General features: G+C 68.6%; 17 protein-coding genes. 7 read left to right on the top strand and 10 right to left on the bottom strand.

The window, feature by feature from the left end:
* Positions 1 to 109: 109 nt before the first annotated feature.
* A complete protein-coding gene (locus tag ACZ5VD_RS30630; RefSeq protein ID WP_468554038.1) occupies positions 110 to 979 on the top strand; it encodes a helix-turn-helix domain-containing protein in 870 nt (289 codons plus the stop codon).
* A 5-nt stretch (positions 980 to 984) separates the two neighbouring features.
* Here the strand turns inward: ACZ5VD_RS30630 and ACZ5VD_RS30625 are convergent, their stop codons facing one another.
* The 7 genes from ACZ5VD_RS30625 to ACZ5VD_RS30595 all read right to left on the bottom strand — a co-directional run bounded on the left by ACZ5VD_RS30625 (position 985) and on the right by ACZ5VD_RS30595 (position 6628).
* The gene (locus tag ACZ5VD_RS30625) at positions 985 to 1944 is read right to left on the bottom strand and encodes an amidohydrolase family protein (RefSeq protein ID WP_468683950.1); all 960 of its coding nucleotides are present in this window, start codon (positions 1942 to 1944) and stop codon (positions 985 to 987) included.
* 50 nt (positions 1945 to 1994) lie between these two features.
* Positions 1995 to 3581: a Na+/H+ antiporter gene (locus ACZ5VD_RS30620; protein ID WP_468554036.1), complete on the bottom strand. Its 1587-nt coding sequence runs from the start codon at positions 3579 to 3581 to the stop codon at positions 1995 to 1997.
* Positions 3582 to 3648: 67 nt separating this feature from the next.
* Complete coding sequence (locus ACZ5VD_RS30615) at positions 3649 to 4020, bottom strand: DUF2255 family protein (RefSeq protein ID WP_468683948.1); 372 nt, start codon at positions 4018 to 4020, stop codon at positions 3649 to 3651.
* 448 nt (positions 4021 to 4468) lie between these two features.
* A complete protein-coding gene (locus tag ACZ5VD_RS30610; RefSeq protein WP_468554034.1) occupies positions 4469 to 5485 on the bottom strand; it encodes a zinc-dependent alcohol dehydrogenase family protein in 1017 nt (338 codons plus the stop codon).
* Positions 5486 to 5521: 36 nt separating this feature from the next.
* Positions 5522 to 5929 (bottom strand): (R)-mandelonitrile lyase, encoded by a 408-nt coding sequence (locus tag ACZ5VD_RS30605; protein ID WP_468554033.1) that lies wholly within the window; start codon positions 5927 to 5929, stop codon positions 5522 to 5524.
* Positions 5930 to 6024: 95 nt separating this feature from the next.
* The gene (locus ACZ5VD_RS30600; RefSeq protein ID WP_468554032.1) at positions 6025 to 6357 is read right to left on the bottom strand and encodes a carboxymuconolactone decarboxylase family protein; all 333 of its coding nucleotides are present in this window, start codon (positions 6355 to 6357) and stop codon (positions 6025 to 6027) included.
* Positions 6358 to 6388: 31 nt separating this feature from the next.
* Complete coding sequence (locus ACZ5VD_RS30595; RefSeq protein ID WP_468683946.1) at positions 6389 to 6628, bottom strand: hypothetical protein; 240 nt, start codon at positions 6626 to 6628, stop codon at positions 6389 to 6391.
* A gap of 262 nt (positions 6629 to 6890) precedes the next feature.
* Between ACZ5VD_RS30595 and ACZ5VD_RS30590 the strand changes: the two genes are divergently transcribed.
* Both ACZ5VD_RS30590 and ACZ5VD_RS30585 read left to right on the top strand, forming a co-directional pair.
* Positions 6891 to 7769 carry a helix-turn-helix domain-containing protein gene (locus tag ACZ5VD_RS30590; protein ID WP_468554031.1) on the top strand — a complete coding sequence of 293 codons (879 nt, stop codon included), beginning with the start codon at positions 6891 to 6893 and terminating at the stop codon, positions 7767 to 7769.
* Between the two features lie 107 nt (positions 7770 to 7876).
* Positions 7877 to 8746, top strand: a complete 870-nt coding sequence (locus tag ACZ5VD_RS30585; protein WP_468683943.1) for a helix-turn-helix transcriptional regulator — start codon at positions 7877 to 7879, stop codon at positions 8744 to 8746.
* Positions 8747 to 9017: 271 nt separating this feature from the next.
* Here ACZ5VD_RS30585 and ACZ5VD_RS30580 read toward each other — a convergent pair whose 3' ends face one another.
* Entirely contained in the window at positions 9018 to 11063 is a 2046-nt protein-coding gene (locus ACZ5VD_RS30580; protein ID WP_468684005.1) for an MDR family MFS transporter, read from the bottom strand.
* A gap of 540 nt (positions 11064 to 11603) precedes the next feature.
* On the opposite strand from ACZ5VD_RS30580, the gene ACZ5VD_RS30575 reads away from it, so the two are divergent.
* The 4 genes from ACZ5VD_RS30575 (at position 11604) to ACZ5VD_RS30560 (ending at position 16682) form a co-directional block, all read left to right on the top strand.
* Positions 11604 to 12872, top strand: a complete 1269-nt coding sequence (locus ACZ5VD_RS30575) for an MFS transporter (RefSeq protein ID WP_468683941.1) — start codon at positions 11604 to 11606, stop codon at positions 12870 to 12872.
* Positions 12873 to 12920: 48 nt separating this feature from the next.
* Complete coding sequence (gene zwf / locus ACZ5VD_RS30570) at positions 12921 to 14315, top strand: glucose-6-phosphate dehydrogenase (RefSeq protein WP_468683939.1); 1395 nt, start codon at positions 12921 to 12923, stop codon at positions 14313 to 14315.
* 183 nt (positions 14316 to 14498) lie between these two features.
* Complete coding sequence (locus ACZ5VD_RS30565) at positions 14499 to 15671, top strand: MFS transporter (RefSeq protein ID WP_468683938.1); 1173 nt, start codon at positions 14499 to 14501, stop codon at positions 15669 to 15671.
* A gap of 48 nt (positions 15672 to 15719) precedes the next feature.
* The gene (locus tag ACZ5VD_RS30560) at positions 15720 to 16682 is read left to right on the top strand and encodes an SDR family NAD(P)-dependent oxidoreductase (RefSeq protein ID WP_468683937.1); all 963 of its coding nucleotides are present in this window, start codon (positions 15720 to 15722) and stop codon (positions 16680 to 16682) included.
* A 266-nt stretch (positions 16683 to 16948) separates the two neighbouring features.
* Here ACZ5VD_RS30560 and ACZ5VD_RS30555 read toward each other — a convergent pair whose 3' ends face one another.
* Together ACZ5VD_RS30555 and ACZ5VD_RS30550 are read right to left on the bottom strand one after the other, a co-directional pair.
* Positions 16949 to 17881 carry an NADP-dependent oxidoreductase gene (locus ACZ5VD_RS30555; protein ID WP_468683936.1) on the bottom strand — a complete coding sequence of 311 codons (933 nt, stop codon included), beginning with the start codon at positions 17879 to 17881 and terminating at the stop codon, positions 16949 to 16951.
* A 554-nt stretch (positions 17882 to 18435) separates the two neighbouring features.
* Entirely contained in the window at positions 18436 to 19305 is an 870-nt protein-coding gene (locus tag ACZ5VD_RS30550; RefSeq protein WP_468554024.1) for a helix-turn-helix domain-containing protein, read from the bottom strand.
* Between the last annotated feature and the right edge of the window lie 245 nt (positions 19306 to 19550).

The following is a 19550-nucleotide window of genomic DNA, read 5'->3' as shown; positions in this document are numbered from 1 at the left end:
GGTCGCTGCCACGGCCACTGGTCGGTGATCGACGGGGTCTCCAGGCGGCTGACCTCGGCCGGCCCTCGGGTTGATGTGCAGGATCGCGGCAACGTGCGAAGCTGTGTGTGTGCAGCGGGAGCCGAGCCTGGAGGAACTGGGAGCCTTCCTCAAGGCTCGCCGTGCACGGCTGAGCCCTGGCGGGGTGGGACTGCCCGACACCGGTGAGCGGCGGCGTGTTCCCGGATTGCGCCGTAACGAAGTGGCCCTGCTGGCCGCGATCAGCACCGACTACTACATCCGGCTCGAACAGGGCCGCGTCCAGGCGTCCGCGGCCGTTCTCGACGTCCTCGCACAGGTGCTCCGCCTCGACGACGATCAGCGCGAGTACATCCTGACCCTCGCGGGGAAAACCGCCTTGCCCACGGTCAACGGGAGCGCTCGGCAAGAAGTCGACCCACAGATGCGCCACTTGCTGGACGACCTCACTCTGACGGCGGGGTTCGTCATCGGGCGCAACACAGACCTTCTGGCGTGGAACGCCATGGCCGCCGCTCTGGTGATGGACTTCGAGTGTGTCCCCGAAGAACAGCGCAACTACGTGCGCATGTTGTTCACCGAGCCCGCCATCCGGGTCCGGTACAGGGACTGGGAGCACATGGCACGACTGGCCGTGTTCCACCTGCGCATGGACAGCAGGCGAAATCCTCACGATCCGCGGCTGGCGGCACTGGTCGAGGAGCTCTCCGCGCTGGATCCGCAGTTCCGGCTGTGGTGGACCTCGCACGATGTCGCCGTGCGGGCCGGTGGTACCAGACTGCTCCGGCATCCCGTGGTGGGTGACCTGGCGTTGCAGCGGTCCACCTTTACTTGCGCGGAGGATCCCGAACAGCAGCTCGTTGTGTGGACCGCCGAACCCGGCAGCCGGACCTACCGGGCCTTGCGTTCCCTGACCGATGGGATCGAGCGGGTGTCAAAGGGGCTGGACGGCGCCGCCTGACGCGTTCACCGCGCCGTCGGCGGGAGCAGGCGTGTGGCGTTGGCCGTCGTCAGGGACCGCCATGTGGTCCCCTCTACCGGTGACTCGGTCGCGTCGATCGCCGCGATGTGGGCGTCGGCCAGCGGGGCAGGCGTCCAGCAGTAGTCGCTGCCGAACAGCACCCGTTCCGGATCGACGAGCTTGAGCAGCGCGGGGACCTGGCGCGGGAAGGCTGTGCCCGCCATGTCGTAGTAGAGGCCGCGGAGTTGCTGCACCGCGTCGAGGGAAGGCGTGTGGTCCGAAGGCAGGAACAGCTTCATGAACTCGTTGATGCGGTCGGCAAGGACGGGAACTGCGCCTCCGCAGTGCGGAACGATCACCTGCATGTTCGGCCAGCGTGTCAGGACGCCGGCCATCACCAGGTCCGTGACGGCGCGGGCCGTGTCGAAGATGTATTCGACCATCGGTCGCGGTCTGCCGAGCGCTGACTGTTCCCAGCACACCGGCGAGGTGGGGTGCAGGAAGACCACGGCCCGGCGGCGGTCGAGTTCCGCGAAGACCGGGTCGAGGCGCTGGTCGCCCAGGTACACGCCGTGCGTGTGCGTCAGCAGGGCGACGCCGTCGGCGTCGAGTTCGTCGAAGGCGAAGGCGATCTCCTCCAGCGCGCCGTCCACGTCCGGCAGGGGAAGCGAGGCGAAGTTGCCGAAGCGGCCGGGGTGGTCCCGGGCCAGTTCGGCGGTGTACTCGTTGACGCGCCGGGCGAGGAGGCGGGCCGCCTTGTCGTCGCCGAAGTGCACGCCGGGAGACGACATCGACAGCATCGCGGTCTCGATGCGGTTGCGGTCCATCAGGTCCAGGTGGGCTTCGACGGACCACGACGGCCAGCCGCCCATGCCGTCGGGGTGGGCGTGGCCCGCCGCTGTCGCCTGCTGGATGTAGAAGTCGGGCAGGAGGTGGGCATGGACGTCGATGAGGCCGGAGGACATGACAGGGATCCGTTCTGGTGAGGTGGGGGGACTGGAGGGGCGAACTCGGCTCACTCCACCTGCTCTAGACCGGCCAGCCGCACCTCTTCGTTGTCCAGGGCGGCCTGAAGCCGGCGCAGCACGGTGTCGTCGATCTGCGACTCGTCCCTCAGGCGGACGACGGTGGTGCGTTTGTGGGCGATCAGGGCGAGGCGGAGGTCGGTGTAGTGGCGGTTGTGCAGCAGGGCGGGATCGTCGTCGGTGCCCGCGCCTTGGGCCCGTACGGTCGCCAGGTGGGCCTCGTACTCCTGGCGCAGCCACTCCATGACCTTCGGGGTGGTGCCCAGGTCGGCAGCGAGGTGCGGCAGTGCCTCGATGGCTTCTTCGGTTGCCTTGGTCTCGGCGAGGATGTGCTCCTCGTCGACGGAGGTGTCGCGCGGCAGCCGGGCCCAGCGCACCACGCGCGGCAGCAGCAGTCCCTGGACGACGAGGGTCACCACGATGACGCCGGAGGTGACGAAGACGATGAAGTCGCGGTCGGGGAAGGGAGCGCCGGAGTCGAGGGTCTCGGGCACCGAGAGCGCCACGGCGAGCGACACCGCGCCACGGAAGCCCGCGAACCCGCTGACGGCACGGGCCCGGTGACTCATTCTCCGCAGCCGCTGCTCGGGGCGCCGGTCGATGGCGCGGATCAGGTAGGCGGAGGAGAACAGGAACGCGAACCGGACCGCGACCAGCACCACGCTGACCACTCCGATGGCGATCAGCGCGTCCCTGAGATCGGACCGGCTCAAGTGCCTTAGCGCGTACTGGAGTTCCACTCCGACCAGCACAAACAGCGCGCCGTTGATGATGAACGTGGCCAGCGGCCAGAAGGCCAGTGCCTGGCGGCGGTGCTCGGCGCGGATGAGGCTCGGTGCCACCTGGGCCATGATCAGCCCACTCACGACGACCGCCAGGACACCGGAGGCGTGAATCAGCTCCGCGAGCAGGTACGCCGTGAACGGGGCCAGGATCATGACGAGATTGCCGAGCAGGGGGTCGTCCAGGCGGCGCCGCAGGTTCATGTTGATCCAGGCGACCGCCACGCCCACCGCGGCCCCGCCGCCGTATGCCAGCAGGAACAGCGCTCCGACGTGCGGCAGGGTGAGGTGTTCCTCGCCGACGGTGATGCCGACCGCCAGACCGTAGATGACCAGTGCGGTGCCGTCGTTGACGAGGCTTTCCGCGCGGAGCACGGTGATCTGACGGCGCGGCAGCGAGCCGGCCAGGGCGCCGACCGCTGTGGCGTCGGTGGGAGCCACGGCCGCGCCCAGCGCCCACGCCGGTCCCCATGGCAGTCCGAGCGCATGCCCGGCGACCGCCACGGCCCCCGCCGTGGCGATCACCAGGACCGTGCTGAGCAGGACGATGCCGCGCAGGTTCGTACGGATCTCCCGCATGGACGTGGTCAGGCTCTCCCAGTACAACAGGACAGGAAGGAAGAGCAACAACACCACCTCGGGCGGGAGTTGCGTCTGGCGGACGGCCGGGACGAGACCGAGCAGTGCGCCCACGATGAGCAGTACGACGGGCGGCGCGACGCGGAATCGCCGGCCCAGGACGTTGCCCAGCAGTACGGCCGCGCCCAGGGCGACGACCAGTTCGAGACCGAGCATGGTGCTTACTCCTGGGAGGGGACGGATGTCGACGGGGGCGCGACGGCATCCACCGGGATCGTCGTGTTCATCGGGGGACCAGTCGCAGGGTTGTCGAGCGGGCGGCGACGAGGGGATCGACGTACGCGTCGCCGAAGCGGCCGTACTTGGTGCGGTACGCGGTGTCGACGCGGTCGTTGATCTCGGAGTCCGTCACCTCGACGAAGGCGACGTCCTTGTCGACGCCGCCGGAGAGGACGTGCCCCTCGTGGGTGGTGCGCGCCGTGCGCCACCAGCCGCCGCCCGTACCTCGGAAGGAGCGGACGTACAACTCGTCTCCGTCGCGGACGACCCAGATCGGCACCGGCGCCCGCAGGGTGCCGTCACCGCGGCGCGGCGCCATCTCCAACTCGTCGGCCTTCGCGATGCGGTCGAGCTCGTCGCTCGTCCATGTCGTCATCGGTGTTGCTCCAATCCCTCTGGATCCGGTGAAGGCCGGATGGACGCCCACCGCGATGGATGGGGACGCGGCGAACGGAGCGGACAGGCGGAGGCTCCTGAAATGCGGGGAAATACGCGAACGGGGCCGTTGTCGCGCGGGCAGGGCCGGGAGATCCAGGTCATGGGGGAGCGGTGGTGAGCGGCTCGACGGCGGCGAAGGACGTGGTCAGGCACTGACCGGTCCCCTCCGGCCCAGGGCGTCAGCGCCGGGTCGCCCGGGATCATCCAGGTCGTGGCAGGTGCGCAGGGGGCGAGGATCCGCTCCGGGCCACGGGTGCCGAAGGCCTGGAAGTAGGCCTCGGCGGTGGCGATCGCCCTGCTGGTCATGACAGTCGGGCCCGTTCTGCTCGGTGGTGGCGGCGTGGTGGGCGCAGGTGATCCGGCGCCCACCACCGCCCGGCTTCAGATCACGGACGCAGCAGCGTCTTGATGGCGCGGCGCTCGGCCATGGCTTTGTAGCCTTCCGCGACCTCGTCCAGCGACAGGGTGAGGTCGAAGACCCTGCCCGGGTTGATACGGCCGCTGAAGACGCGGTCGATCAGGTCGGGAAGGTAGGCGCGCACGGGGGCGGGGCCACCGCGGAGTCCGACGTGGGAGAAGAAGAGCTCCTGGCCCTCGATCTGCGAGCCGTGCGGGAAGCCGACGAAGCCGACGTTGCCGCCGGGGCGGGTGGACTGCAGGGCCTGGTGCATCGACTCCTGGGTGCCGACGCACTCAAGGACCGAGTCGGCGCCGATGCCGTTCGTCAGTTCCTTGACGCGGGCGACGCCTTCCTCGCCCCGTTCGATGACGATGTCGGTGGCACCGAACTCCAGGGCCAGCTTCTGTCGGGACTCGTGCCGGCTCATGGCGATGATGCGCTCGGCGCCCAACTCCTTCGCGGCGATGACGCCTGACAGGCCCACAGCGCCGTCCCCGACGACCACGGCGGTCGAACCGGGCTTGACCTCGGCAGCCTTGGCGGCATACCAGCCGGTGCCCATGACGTCGGACAGCGCCAGCAGGTCCGGGATCAGCTCCTCGGCCGGCTGGTCCGGGGTGGCGACCAGGGTGCCGTCGGCGAGGGGGATGCGGACGTACTCGGCCTGGGCGCCGTTGACCCACTGCGCGTGCTGGCAGGAGGTCTGGTAACCGAACTGGCAGATCGGGCAGGTGTTGTCGGAGGCGACGAAGGAGCCGATGACGAACTGGCCCGGCCTGACGCTCGATACGTCGCTGCCGACCTCCTCGACGATGCCGACGTACTCGTGGCCGATCGGCTGCGGCTCGGCTACCGGCAGGACACCCCGGTAGCTCCACAGGTCGGAACCACACACACAGGTGGCGACGGTGCGGATGACCGCGTCCGTCGCTGCTGCGATCCTCGGCTCGGGTGCGTTCTCCACCCGGATGTCACCGGGTGCGTGAATGATGGTTGCTCGCATGGTGCCTTCCCAGCTCTTGTCGGGGCTGTCGTGGTGTCAAGGACGGGTGCGGGTGCTGACGCGCGGGCCGTTGTAGTCGTCGTCCGAGACGTGTTCGAGCCAGGTGGTGTCGTCCGTCTCCCACAGAGCGAGGTGGACCATGAACTGGTCGGGTGCGGCACCGTGCCAGTGCTCCTCACCCGGCGGTGTGTGGATGACGTCGCCGGGACGTGCTTCGAGGATGTCGCCGCCACGGGACTGCAGCAGGGCGACGCCCTCGACGACGTAGAGGGTCTGGCCAAGAGCGTGGGAGTGCCACGCGGTGCGGGCTCCGGGAGTGAATCGGACCAGGTTGGCCCGCATCCGGGAGGGATCCTCGCCGCGGTAGACGACGTCGGCGTAGGCGTCGCCGGTGAACCACTCGGCAGGAAGCTTCATGGTGGGGGGCTGCTTCAGCAGTTCCATGGGTGTCGTCCCTCTGGTGTGGTGCTGCCACCGGGCCGCGCGGCGGCGGTGTGCGGGAGAGCACGCGATGTGGGGTGCGTGCGGGCGGAGGACCATCAGCCGGACTGGTCGGACTTCTCCACGATCTCCTTGAGCTGGGTCATCGCGGTCATGGCGTTGGGCCATCCGGCGTAGAAGGCGAGATGGGTGATGGCCTCGACCAGTTCGTCCTTGGTCACGCCGTTCTCCAGCGCCTTGCCGAGGTGAAAGCCGAGCTGGTCGTTTCGGTACAGGGCGGCGAGAGCGGTGACGGTGACCAGGCTGCGATCGCGCGGGGACAGGCCCGGCCGTTCCCAGATGTCACCGAACAGGACGGTGTCGGTGACCTCCGCGAGCTTGGGGGCGAACTCCTGGATCGCCGGCGGCGCGAACTTCTTCCGTTCGGACATGGGGTGGTGCTCCTAGCGTGTGTTCAGGGATTCAGGCCACGCCCTCGGCCCGGGCTTCACTTTCGCCCGGGTGGGCGGCGTCGCAGGCGAGGGCGGTGAAGCCGTGCTCAGCCAAGCGCCGGGCGTAGAGTCCGACGGTTTGCTCCTCGGCCCCATCCCACGGGTGGCTGAGCATGATCGTGGACAGCGGGTGTCCGGTGGGGGTGTCGGGGATGTGGAAACGGGCGGCAGGTGTCCGGCCATGGCCGGCGAGGGTGTCTTCCGTCCGCACGTTTCTTTTCTCCTCTTCCGTCTGCCGCAGGGGAATACCGAATACCGGTGACGTTCGGAAAACAATTACTACCCTGAGGTTGGCGGCCCCGCCTGTTCGGGTGAATGCTCTCCGTGGGCCGGTTCTGGGCACCGGCCGCGTGGTCGACCCTGCCCTCTTCTTGGAGGCTCGCAAAGGGGAGAATTCCATCCTGGGAATGGCTTATCCAGGGGAGGAATCCTTACCCCCCTCGCGCAGACCGAGCGGTGCGAGACTGGCTGTCATGACCAGCGACGCGCATCTGAACGAGCTGGGAGAATCCCTCAAGGCGCGCAGGGCCGAGTTGAGTCCGCGCACCGTCGGTCTGCCCGACACCGGTGGCCCTCGGCGGGTGGCCGGCCTGCGCCGGGAGGAGGTAGCCCAGCTCGCCGCCATCAGCACTGACTACTACACGCGGCTGGAGCAGGGCCGCATCCAGCCGTCCGCGTCCGTGCTGGCCGCTCTCGTCCATGTCCTGCATCTGGATGATCACCAGCGTGACCATCTGTTCGAGTTGGCCGGCCGGCAGCGGACGCGACACCGCCGCCCGGCCGCGCAGAAGGCGCAACCCCAGTTGCGCCGCCTGCTGGACGATCTCACCGCGAGTCCCGGCGTGGTGATCGGCCGCCGTATGGACATCCTGGCGTGGAATCCTCTCGCCGCCGCCCTGTTGACCGATTTCGCCCAGGTGCCGAAAGAACAGCGGAACTGCGTTCGTATCCTCTTCACCGATCCGTCCATGAGGACGCTGTACGTGGACTGGAGGGGCGTCGCCCGTGGCTGCGTGTCCCATCTGCGCACATGGGCCGCCAAATGCCCGGACGATCCGCGGCTGACCAGTCTGGTCGGTGAACTCTGCATGCAGGACAAGGACTTCGGGCGGTGGTGGGGAAGCCGTCACATGCCGTCGCGCATGCTGGGCATGAAAAGGCTCCACCACCCCGTCGTCGGCGAACTCGTCCTCGACTGGGACACCTTCATCTCCAGCAGCGACCCCGATCAGGAACTCGTCGTCTGGACGGCGGAGCCCGGCACGCCCTCGCACGACGGACTACGTGACCTCGCCTCACGGGCCGCCGGTCAGCTCGGCGGACCTTCCGACCGGACCGGCCGACTGACCTGACGGTCTGATCCGGCGCCGCGCACCCGGGAGGCACATCATGAACTGCCGAACCCTGGGAGAGAACTCTCCCCCTCATTTTTCGGGTGGATGCTGCGACACTGGCTGCTATGCACAGCGAAGCGCATGGGCCTGAGCTGGGAGAATTCCTCAAGGCGCGCCGAGCCCAACTCAGCCCGCAGACCGTTGGCCTGCCCGAGTCCGTGGCCCCCCGGCGTGTGCCGGGGCTGCGCCGTGAGGAGGTCGCCCGACTGGCGGGGATCAGCACCTACTCCTACACGCGGTTGGAGCAGGGGCGTGCCCCCGTGTCGAGGTCGGTGCTCACCGCCTTGGTCCGTGTCCTGCATCTCGACGATGATCAGCGGGACCATCTGTTCGAGCTGGCGGCGAGGGGCGCGTACGAACAGCGCCGCCGACCGGCGCAGAAGGTTCACCCACAGCTCAGGCGAATGCTGGACGAGCTGACAGCGACTCCCGCGCTCGTCCTCGGCCGGGGCCTGGACATCCTCGCCTGGAACTCTCTGGCAGCGGCTCTGCTCACCGACTTCGACCGGGTCCCGGAGAAGAAACGCAACTACGCTCGGCTGCTTTTCACCGACCCGGCTTTCCGAGAGCTCTACCTCGACTGGAGAACGAACGCCCGGACTTGCGTCGCCCACCTGCGCCTGGAGGCCGCCAGGCGCCCCGGTGACCCTCGACTGGCCGCGCTGGTCGGCGAGCTCTCCGTGGCCGACGCCGATTTCCGGCAGTGGTGGGCCGGCCGTCAGATGACCGGCCTGCTGATGGGCACGAAGAGGTTGCGACACCCGGTCGTCGGCGACCTCACCCTCGACTGGGACAGCCTGACCTGCACAGCCGACCCCGCACAGAAGCTGGTGATCTCGACCGCCGCTCCCGGGACCCCGTCCCATGACGGGCTTCTCATCCTCGCGTCGTGGACTGCACACCCGGATCAGCCCGCACGGGATGCGGCAGCTTGAGGGACTCCGGGCCCAGGTGGTCCCACGTGCGGTCACAAGACCGCCGGGACCAAGGGGCGACATCGTTCGTCCCCTCACCTGCTGCCGAAGCCGGTCGAGTCCGGCCTTGTCCCTGCGTGTAACGCAATTCGAGCCGGCTGCTCGTCGACGGCTGTCCGGCTCGCCGGGGCCGTCGTAGCCGCGCCGTGTGACTGCCTGGGCGCCGTGGTGGAGGGCCCGAGCGTGAGGAGATCCGGCTGCTGCCCACGGCCGGGCGCTGCATACCCCGGGATCATGTGCGGCGGGCGCGGTCCCGGGGCACCGAGGACTGGGGCCGCTCCTCATCGGAGCCTGACAGCTGCGATGACAGCTCCTCGACCAGTTCGACCAGGTCCGTCGGCCGGTCGGGTCCCCACCAGTCGCCGAGTAGTTCGGCGAAGGAGTCCTGGCGGGCCGTCGACAGCTTGGCCGCAGCCTCGCGGCCCGCATCGGTGAGGAGCAGGTTCATGCCCTCGCGGGTGGCCAGTCGGCGCTGCTCGATCTCATGCAGGGCGTCCTGGATCACCGGCAGCGGCACCTGGCTGTACTCGGCGAGCCGCGTCGGCGACAGCGACCTCTCCGGTCGCAGGGCCCGCAGCAGCAGCCAGCTGGAGGCGGGCAGCAGGTCGTATCCGGCGGTGGCGGTGATCTTCTCGTAGATGCCGCGCCGCCCGTCCCGCGATCCGAGCACGGACAGGGCCCGCTGCACCTCCTCGCGCGAGGAGCGGTGCACGGGGTGGACGCTGAGGGTCTGCGCCATGTCGGGGGCGGTGACCGAGCCGCGCAGCCTGGCCTCCTTGAGCAGCCAGGTCAGCGCGAAGGCGAACAGGACGATCGGAGCCGCGTAGAGGAACACGTCGGTGATGGAGGTGGCGTACGCGTGCAGTGCGGACGGGCGCAGTTCGGGCGGGAGTTCGGCTATGGCGCGTGGGTCGGCTTCGAGCGCGGCGGCCGCCTCCGGCTGCGCCGTGCCCGCGAAGGCTCCGCGCAGCCTGTCGTCGAGCCGGCTGGTGAAGATCGCGCCGAATACGGCGACGCCGAACGCGGAGCCGATCGACCGGAAGAACGTGACCCCCGCGGTGGCGACGCCCAGGTCCTCGTAGGACACCGCGTTCTGCACGATCAGCACGAGCACCTGCATGACCAGGCCGAGCCCGAAGCCGAACACGAAGAAGTACAGGCTCATCTCGATGTCGCCCGAGGATTCCTTGAGGCGGTGCAGAAGCAACAGCCCCACGACGGTGGCGGCGGTGCCGAGCACCGGGAAGATCTTCCAGCGCCCGGTACGCGAGACGATCTGGCCCGACATCGTGGACGTCAGCAGCAACCCGAGCACCATCGGCAGCATGTGCACACCCGACATGGTGGGCGACACACCACGCACGACCTGCAGGAACGTCGGCAGGTAGGTCATCGCGCCGAACATCGCGAAGCCGATCACGAAGCTGATCGCCGAGGAGAGCGTGAACGTACGAATCCGGAACAGCTTCAGCGGAAGCACCGGCTCGGCGGCCCTGCGCTCGACGAACAGGAACGACACAAGCAGTACGGCGCCCAGGACCGCGATCCCGATCAGCGGGGGCGAAGTCCACCCCCAGGTCTTGCCGCCGAGCGAGGTCACCAGGATCAGACAGGTGGCGACAGCCGCAATCAGGAGCGTACCGAGGTAGTCGATGCGGTGTTTCTCGGCCCGGACCGGGATGCGCAGCACCGCGGCGATCACGAGCAGGGCTACGGCACCGACGGGCAGGTTGATGTAAAAGACCCAGCGCCAGGTCAGCTGGTCCACGAACAACCCGCCGAGCAGAGGCCCGAGGATGCTGGTCGCGCCGAAGACGGCACCGAACAGGCCCTGGTAGCGGCCACGGTCCCTGGGCGGCACGATGTCGCCCACGATCGCCATCGACAGGACCATCAGGCCGCCACCGCCCAGGCCCTGCAGCGCACGGAAGGCGATCAGCTGAGGCATGTTCTGGGCCAGGCCGCACAGCGCCGATCCGATCAGGAAGATCACGATCGCGGCCTGGAAGAGTTTCTTGCGCCCGTACTGGTCGCCCAGCTTGCCCCACAGGGGGGTCGCCGCCGTCGCGGCAAGCAGATAGGCGGTGACGACCCATGAGAGGTGGCTCATCCCGCCGAGATCGCTGACGATCGTCGGCAGCGCGGTGGAGACAATGGTCTGGTCGAGTGCCGAGATGAGCATGCCGAGCAGCAGCGCGCCGATGGACATATGCACCCGGTGCCGGTGCCCCGCCGCCGGCTGTGGGGCAACTGCCTGTTCGCCCACGTCCTGGACCATTGCCGCCTCCTGAAGCGAGTTCTTCCTGACCTGGTCGTGGTCGGCACAGCGCGTCATGGCCCGAGCGAGGGTGGAGCGGCGGCCACGGCTGACGCCTGGGCCAGCCCGGATCTGCCCCGACGTGTCGCCCCGGCCCGCGGGAGCGCGGGCTGCGCAAGCCTCGACCGAACTGCGGCCTCAGGGTCTTCCGGAACCCTCATATCGGGCAATTTCACGCCTGTCGCGACAAGGGACAAAACAAAAGGGAAGGATTCCCTCTGTCGACTCCTCCTCGTCCGGCCAGGCCGCGCCATTGACGGTAGCTGCGCGGAATCCAATGCACATCGCTGTAAGGGGGGAGGAGTTCATCCCCTGGACAACGTGTACCGGGGAACGAAACCGGTCTCCTTATTTTGTTTTCGACAAGGGAAAATTTATCGTCGAACGCAGAACTGCGGAGAGGGATACGCAGACTTGGCGCGTGCCGACCGCCGGACGGCGTGTTGTCACGACCTCCTGAACGGTCCTCGCGTGGAGTCTGCCGAAGGAAGCGAGTCGCGGATGACCAGAGCCGTACCTCCGCCGAGCAGGGCCGTCGGTCCTCCGGCAGCCACGGCACGCGCCGGCGCGCTACTTCCCGTTGCGCTGGTCGCCGCGTACTACGGCGCCTACATCGCGGTGATGTCCCCGCCCACCGTCAGCATGGCGCTGCGCGTACGTGACGTGGTCGGCCAGGGACAGCGGGTCTCCACCCTGAGCACGGTGCTGTCCGTCGGCGCCTTCGCCGCCGCGATCGCCTCCCCGCTCCTGGGCGCCCTGTCCGACCGCACCACCCTGCGCTTCGGGAAACGCCGGACATGGTTGGTGATCGGCCCGCTCGTCGGACTCACCGGCCTGGCCTGCATCGGCTTCGGCGGCACGGTATGGCTGCTGGTCGTGGGCTGGGTGCTGGCACAGGCGGGCTGGTCGGGCACGCTGATGGCCGCTCAGGCCGTGCTGACCGAACGCATCGAGCCAGGGATGCGGGGCCGGGTCAGCGGCCTGATGGGCCCTGCCATGCCCTTCGGGATGGTCGCCGCGACCCTGTTGGTCAGCCTCCTGGACTTCAGCCCCGCACTGATGCTGCTCGTCCCCGGCCTGATCGGAGTGGCCGGTGCGGCACTGCTCGTAGCCGTCGTCTCCGATGCGCCCGCCGACAAGACCACCCTCCCGCCCTTCGGCCCGCGCGAGTTCTTCTCCAGCTTCTACGTGAACCCGCGCCGCCACCCCGCCTACGCCTGGGCCTTCGCCAGCCGGTTCCTGATGTTCTCCGGTGTCTTCATCATCCTCACGTACCAGACGTACATCGTCTCGGACCGCATCGGATACGGCGGCGACACCACCGCGGGCAGGGTCTTCCAGTCCACCCTGCTGCTCGGCGCCGGATCAGTGGTGGCCTCGCTGGTGTTCGGCATGCTCGATGACCGCACCGGTCGCCTCAAACCCTGGCTCCGACTGGCTGCCGTCGCGTCGGTGGCCGGACTGCTCGTCATGTGTGCCGGCAGCTCCTTCGGGATCTTCCTCACGGGCATGGTGCTCATCGGCATCGCCCAGGGCGGCTACCTCTCCAACGACCTGCCCATGGTCAGCCGCGTCCTGCCCGACCCCGAGCACGCCGCACAGGAACTGGGCGTCTACAACCTGGCCCTCGTCATCCCGCAGATGCTCATCCCGCTGTACGGCTCGCTCATCATCGGAGCCGACGACAACTATCCGCCGCTGTTCGTGGTCGGCGCCATCTGCTCGGCCCTCGCCCTCGCCACACTCGCGGGCGTACGCGGCGTCAGGTGATCCGCGCACGACATCCCGTTCGTGACCCGCACGTTCCCAGGAGCGACCATGACCACCCAGACCCCCCGCGCGGATGCCCTCGTCCTCTTCGGTATCACTGGCGACCTCGCCAGAAAGATGCTGCTGCCCGCCTTGTACGACCTGACCCGCCAGGGCTTCCTCGATGTGCCCGTCATCGGCGTCGGCCGCAGCGACTGGGACGACGAACGACTGCGCCGGCACGCTCGCGATGCCCTGAGCGCCGCGGAAGTCCCCCTGGACGAGGGTGTGTTCGACACGTTCGCAGCGCTGCTGGGCTATGCCCGCGTCGACTACGACGACCCCGCGAGCTTCACGGCACTCGCCGACCGGGTCACGTCGTACGGCTTCCTGACGCACTGCGTCGCCCTGCCGCCGTCCACCTACCCCACCATCGCCCAGCGACTGGCCGAAGCCGGTCTGGCCGACAACGCCCGGCTCGTCGTCGAGAAGCCCTTCGGTCACGACCTGCGGTCCGCCCGAGCCCTGCAGAGCGAACTGACCCGGTATTTTCCCGAGGAACGGCTGCGCCGCGTCGACCACTTCCTCGCCAAGGACGTCATCGAGGACCTGCTGACCTTCCGCTTCGGCAACACCGCCGTCAACGCCATCCTGGACCGCCGCTTCGTACGCAGCGTCCAGATCACCATGGCCGAGGACTTCGACGTGGCCGACCGCGGTGGCTTCTACGACGCGACCGGCTGTCTGCGCGACGTGGTCCAGAACCACCTGCTGCAGATGCTCGCCTACTTCGTCATGGACGCCCCGCGGACCGGCTCGGCCGCCGACGTCCTCGACGAACGCATCCGAGCCCTCCGTGCCGTCCGTACCATCCGGCCCGAGAACCACGTACGCGGTCAGTACGACGGCTACCTCGACGTCCACGGCGTCAAGGCAGGATCGATCACCGACACCTACTGCGCCCTGCGCACCTGGGTGAACCTCGATCGCTGGACCGGAGTCCCCTTCACCATCCGAGCGGGCAAGGCAATGGCCGCCACCGCCATCGAGATCGTCGTAGAACTGCACCGACCCGTCGAGGGCTACTACCACACCGCCGGCGCTCAGCAGGCCCCTGCGAACCTGCTGCGTTTCCGCATCAGCCCTCGCGCCGGCGTCACCTTCGACCTCCTCGCCCAGCACGAGGGAGAAGCCACGGAGGTCGACCAGATAGCCGCCAGGGTCGACTTCGCCCACCTCACCGGAAGCAACTCCGTCGCCTACACCCATGTCCTGGCCGACGCGATCACCGGCGACCCGCGCCGCTTCACCACCATGGACATGGTCGAGGAGCTCTGGCGCATCGTCGGCCCCGTCCTCGACCTGCCCGGCACGCCCTACCGCTACGACATCGGCAGTTGGGGCCCGGAGGAAGCCGACCACCTGGCCACCGACAGCCGCTGGCTACCCCTGGAACAGGCCTAGCCCGGCTCTGAACCGGATGGCCGACCCGGCGCCGCGAAACCCTCCACCGCCGTTGAACAGATCCGCCTCACCCTGGCGATGCCGTCAGCCGGCCCGTACTCACCTGGACACCCACCCATGGCCACCCCGGACACCCCCACGCCGCCCACCGCGAGCGCCTCCGCCGCAGCGGACAGGAACAGAATGAGCCGCGGCCTGACTCTGCTGTTCGCGATCGCCGGCGGCACGGCGGTCGCCAACCTCTACTGGGCGCAACCGCTCCTCGAGTTCGTCGGCCGAGACCTGCACACCTCCACCGCGCTGGCAGGCTGGCTCGTGACAGTCACACAGATCGGCTACGCGGCCGGAGCACTGCTCCTGGTGCCACTCGGCGATGTCCTCGACCGGCGCCGGTTCATCCCCGGAATGATGCTCTGCGCGGCCTTCGCCCTCGTCGCCTGCGCGCTCGCTCCGTCCATCGGCGCGCTCCTGGTCGCGACCACCCTCCTGGGCCTGACCACGGTCAGCGGCCAGCTGCTCACCCCGCTCGCCGGTGACCTCGCCGACGACACCCACCGCGGACAGGTGGTGGGGACGGTGGTCTCCGGACTGCTCATCGGCATCCTCACCTCCCGCACCATCAGCGGACTCATCGCGGACGCCGCCGGATGGCGCGCCATCTACTTCGCTGCCGCAGCGGTCTCCGTCGTCTTTGCGTTGCTCCTTCGCCGCGTGATTCCTCCGCTCGCCCCGAAGGTTCACTTGTCCTACCCGCAGCTGCTGCTCTCGGTCTGGAAGGTGATCAGGCAGGAGCGTGCAGTGCGTTGGACTCTGTTTCTCGGCGCCACCGCCTTCGGCGTCTTCACCATGTTCTGGACCGCGCTGACCTTCCTGCTCAGCGCACGGCCGTTCTCCTATTCGGTCTCCGCCATCGGCCTGTTCGGCCTCATCGGCCTGTCCGGGGCCCTGGCCGCCCAGCGTGCGGGGCGGCTCCACGACCGGGGCTGGTCCCTGCCGGCGACCGGATGGGGCTGGGCCGCGATCGTGGGCTCGTTCGTCGTCGCGGTCTTCGCCGGACGTTCCGTAGCGGGAATCATCGTGGCCGTCGTGCTGCTCGACATCGCCGTGCAGGGCGTGAACATCCTCAACCAGACACGGCTGTTCGCGCTCTCGCCGCACGCCCGAAGCCGCCTCAACACGGCTTTCGTCACCTGCAACTTCATCGGCGGCGCGATCGGCTCCGCCGCGGCCTCCGTGCTGTGGTCCGCCGGCGGCTGGACCGCCGTCTCCCTGACCGGCGCCGGGCTCGCCTGCGCCGCACTCCTCGTGTGGGCCCTCGGCCGCCGCGGACCGCTTCTCAACGAGCGAAGCAACTGAACGACCGACCCAAGCCTTATCCGTTGCTCTAGTTTGGAGCGTTTGGACATGACCACCACACAGCACAAGATCGGCTCCGGCTTCGACGCCAAGAGCACCGCCGACGACGTCCTCCAGGGCATCGACCTGAGCGGAAAACTCGCGATCGTCACCGGAGGCTACTCAGGCATCGGCCTGGAGACCACCCAGGCCCTCACCCGGGCCGGTGCTCACGTCGTCGTCCCCGCGCGTCGCCCGGCTGACGCGCGGGAGGCGCTCGACCGGGTTCCCGACGTCGAGGTGGACGAGCTGGACCTCGGAGATCTGGAGAGCGTACGCGGCTTCGCGGAGCGGTTCGTGGCCTCGGGTAGGAGTGTCGACTTCGTCATCGACAGCGCCGGGATCATGGCATGCCCCGAAACGCGGGTCGGGCCCGGCTGGGAGGCTCAGTTCGCGACCAACCACCTGGGTCACTTCGCGCTCGTCAACCGGCTGTGGCCTGCCCTCGCACCCGGCGGTGCCCGTGTCGTCTCCGTCTCCTCCGGCGGCCACCACATGTCCGGCCTCCGCTGGGACGACATCCACTTCAAGCACGGCTACGACAAGTGGCAGGCGTACGGGCAGGCGAAGACCGCGAACTCGCTCTTCGCCGTGCACCTGGACAGGCTCGCAAAGGACTCCGGCGTCCGCGCCTTCGCCCTCCATCCCGGCGTCATCATCACGCCGCTGCTGCGGCACGTGGACGAGGAGGAGAAGAGGCAGCTCGGCTGGTTCGACGAGAAGGGCAACCTCCAGAACCCCGAGTTCTTCAAGAACCCTCAGCAGGGCGCGGCCACACAGGTGTGGGCGGCGACCTCACCCCAGCTGGCCGACCTGGGAGGCCTCTACCTCGAAGACTGCGACGTAGCCGAACCCGCTCCCACCGACGGTGAGATGCGCGGTGTGAAGGACTGGGCGATCGACTCCGAGCAGGCAGCGCGCCTGTGGGAGCTGTCGGCGGAGCTGACGGGCGTGAACGCCTTCGCCGCGTAGCGCGTGTCCGGAGTGGGGGAGCGCCCCGGGACGCTCCCCTCTCCTGACGCCCCGAAATCGGGTGACCGGTGCCGACCGCAAGACGGTGGCCAACCATGCCACGGACAGCGCCGATACCAGGGTGGTGTGATTCCTCGCGAAGGGTCCAACGGGTGGCCCAGCTCGGACCGATTCCTCATGGCTGTGGCCGGACTTCGTACGAAGTCCGGCCACAGCCATGAGGCGGTGTTGAGGGCCGCCGCCCCTGAGCCCATACGTGCCTCGGATCAGAACGTCAGCACCAGTCGGCCCCGCACACCGCCTGCGGCGAGAAGCCGGTGCGCCTCGGCGGCCTGCTCCGCAGGGAACGTTCTGGCGACCCGGAGGGCGATACGGCCTTCCTCCGCCTGCTGCCGGAGCCGGTCGAGCTTGGCGTGCTCCTTTGCGTAGCTGAAGACGACGATCGGCTGGAAGACGATGTCTCGTTCGCCGGGGCCGTCGTAGCCGCGCAGCGTGACCACTCGGCCTCCGTCGCGGACCGCACGAGCGGTGAGCGCGCCGAGCGACGCGGCGTCGACGAGTCCGTCGACGCCCTCCGGAACCTCCGCGCGTACCCGGTCCGGGTACTCGGCGCCGCGACGGAGTACGACGTCGGCGCCGAGGTCCTTGATCAGGGTCTCGTCCTGGTCCGAGGCGTCGGCCACCACGTGCAGCCCGTCCGCCTCGGCCAGCTGGACGGCGTAGCCGCCGACCGCGCCGGCGGCTCCGGTGATCGCGACGGTCTGGCCGGGTTCCAGTCCGAGCGTGTCCAGGGCCAGGCGTGCGGTGAGGCCGTTCATCGGCAGCGACGCGGCCTGTGCGTAGGTCGCGTCACGAGGAGCGCGGACGACCGAGTCCACCGGGACCACGATCTGCTCGGCGTAGGCGCCGTGCGCGCCCTCGGGGAGCACGATCGCCATCACGTGGTCGCCGACGCTCAGATTCGTGTCCGTGCCCGGGCCGATCTGGTCCACGACCCCTGCGGCTTCCATGCCGGGAACGAACGGCGGCTGGGCGTCCGGCGACTGGGCGGGTCCGCTGCGCTGGAGGGCGTCGACCGCGTTGACGGTCGCGGCGTGCACTCGGATGCGCACCTGGCCCGGACCGGCTTCGGGCGTGGGCAGCTCCAGGATGTGAAGTACCTCCGGCCCGCCGAATTCCGTGAAACCTACAGCCTTCATCGAATTACCTCATCGCTTGGCATGCGGTCGTTGAGGTGCTCGACATTTCCGCCTCGCGCACGCCAGGAAAAGGGGAAGGTTCTTGGCTGGGCTGCGGCTATAGGGGGGATGAATCCCTCCCCCTATGACACCGGTGCCGGCGAGAGATCCGATGCTCCTCTCTTCGCGCTGGGGCATGTCGATGAGGGCAAGTGCGTGGGGCAGTCTGAGGCAGACTCACCCCGAGGGCGGAACGAGCGGTCCCGGCGGTGCGAGCGCCCGGACGGCGTGGACGAATCCGCTGAGGATGCCGACTGTGGTCACGGCCGTCCAGCCGACCGCCGCCCACAGCACCGAGGCGGCGGCCGAACCGATCGCGCCGCCGGGGAAGTTGCTCGTGACAAAGGCTGTTCTCTCCGCCGGGCGGGGCTCTGTAGAGGAGGCAGGCCGGTGAGATGTACTCGTTCAGCAATGCCCGCTGACTACTTTTCGAGCCTGTGCAGACGAATCCTGTTCAGCAGGGCAGCCCTGGCCAGGGGAAGGACTTCCCCCAGCGGACGCACGTGGGAGAGAGCTCACATGACGGTGTCGGACGCCGTCCGTTTCTGGTCGGCGGCCCAGGAGGCCAGGAGGCGCAGTCCGTCGTGGGACGGGGATCCGGGTTCGGCGTTCCACACGATGATGTGCTGGTCGGAGTCCGTGCCGCAGGTGAGCGTGTTCCAGTCGAGGGTCAGCTCGCCCACCACCGGGTGATGAAGCTTCTTGGTGCCCTTGCCCCGCGCCGCGACGTCGTGTTCGGTCCACCATTTCTGGAACTGTGCGTCACGAGCGGAGAGTTCCTCGACCAGCGCGGTGAGGCGCTGGTCGTCGGGGTAGCGCGCGCTCTCCATGCGCAGCTGGGCGATGGCCAGCCGGGTGACCTCTTCCCAGTCCGCGTACAGTTCGCGCATCCAGGGTTCGGTGAACAGCAACCGGACGAACACGCGCTCGTGTTCCGGGTACTGTCCGAAATCGGTCCACAGGGCGGCGGCGAGCTGGTTCCAGCCCAGGATGTCGGTGCGTCGGCCGATGACGAAGGCGGGGGAGGCGGTGAGATCGTCCAGCATGCGCTGCAGCTGTGTGTCCACCTGCTGGCGCTCGTGTGACGCGGGCGGGCGCGCTCGTCCCTTCGCCGCGAGGTCGAAGAGGTAGGTGCGCTGGTCGTCGTTGAGGCGGAGCACCTGGCCGATCTCGTCGAGCAGGGGGGCCGATGCCTGGAGGCGGCCCTGCTCGATGCGCGTGTAGTACTCGGTGCTGATCGCGGCGAGGAGGGCCACTTCCTCGCGGCGTAGACCGCTCACGCGCCGCCGTTGCCCTCCGCGGAGTCCGACCTCGGAGGGGCTGAGCTCGGCGCGGCGTGCCTTGAGGAACTCACCCAGCTCGTTCAGATGAGGGTTGCGGTTCATGATTCGCAGCCTCGCACAGAAGCCCGGCGTTGTAAGGGGGAGAGATCCTGCCTACGTTGGGCTTTGCCGATACATATCAAAAATAGTATCGGCTCCGACCTTCATGTCGGCACAGCACGCGGAAGTGGGGGCGGGGGGGGGGGGGGGGGGGGGGGGGGGAAGAAGCCCCTCCTCTTTGGGGCGGGGTTTTATGCTGGTTTTCTTTGGAGGTGTTTTTTGCGGGTGGGGGGATGGAATAGGATCTT

Source organism: Streptomyces sp. NPDC032822 (genome assembly GCF_055578825.1).
This window is presented reverse-complemented; position numbering and strand designations above follow the sequence as displayed.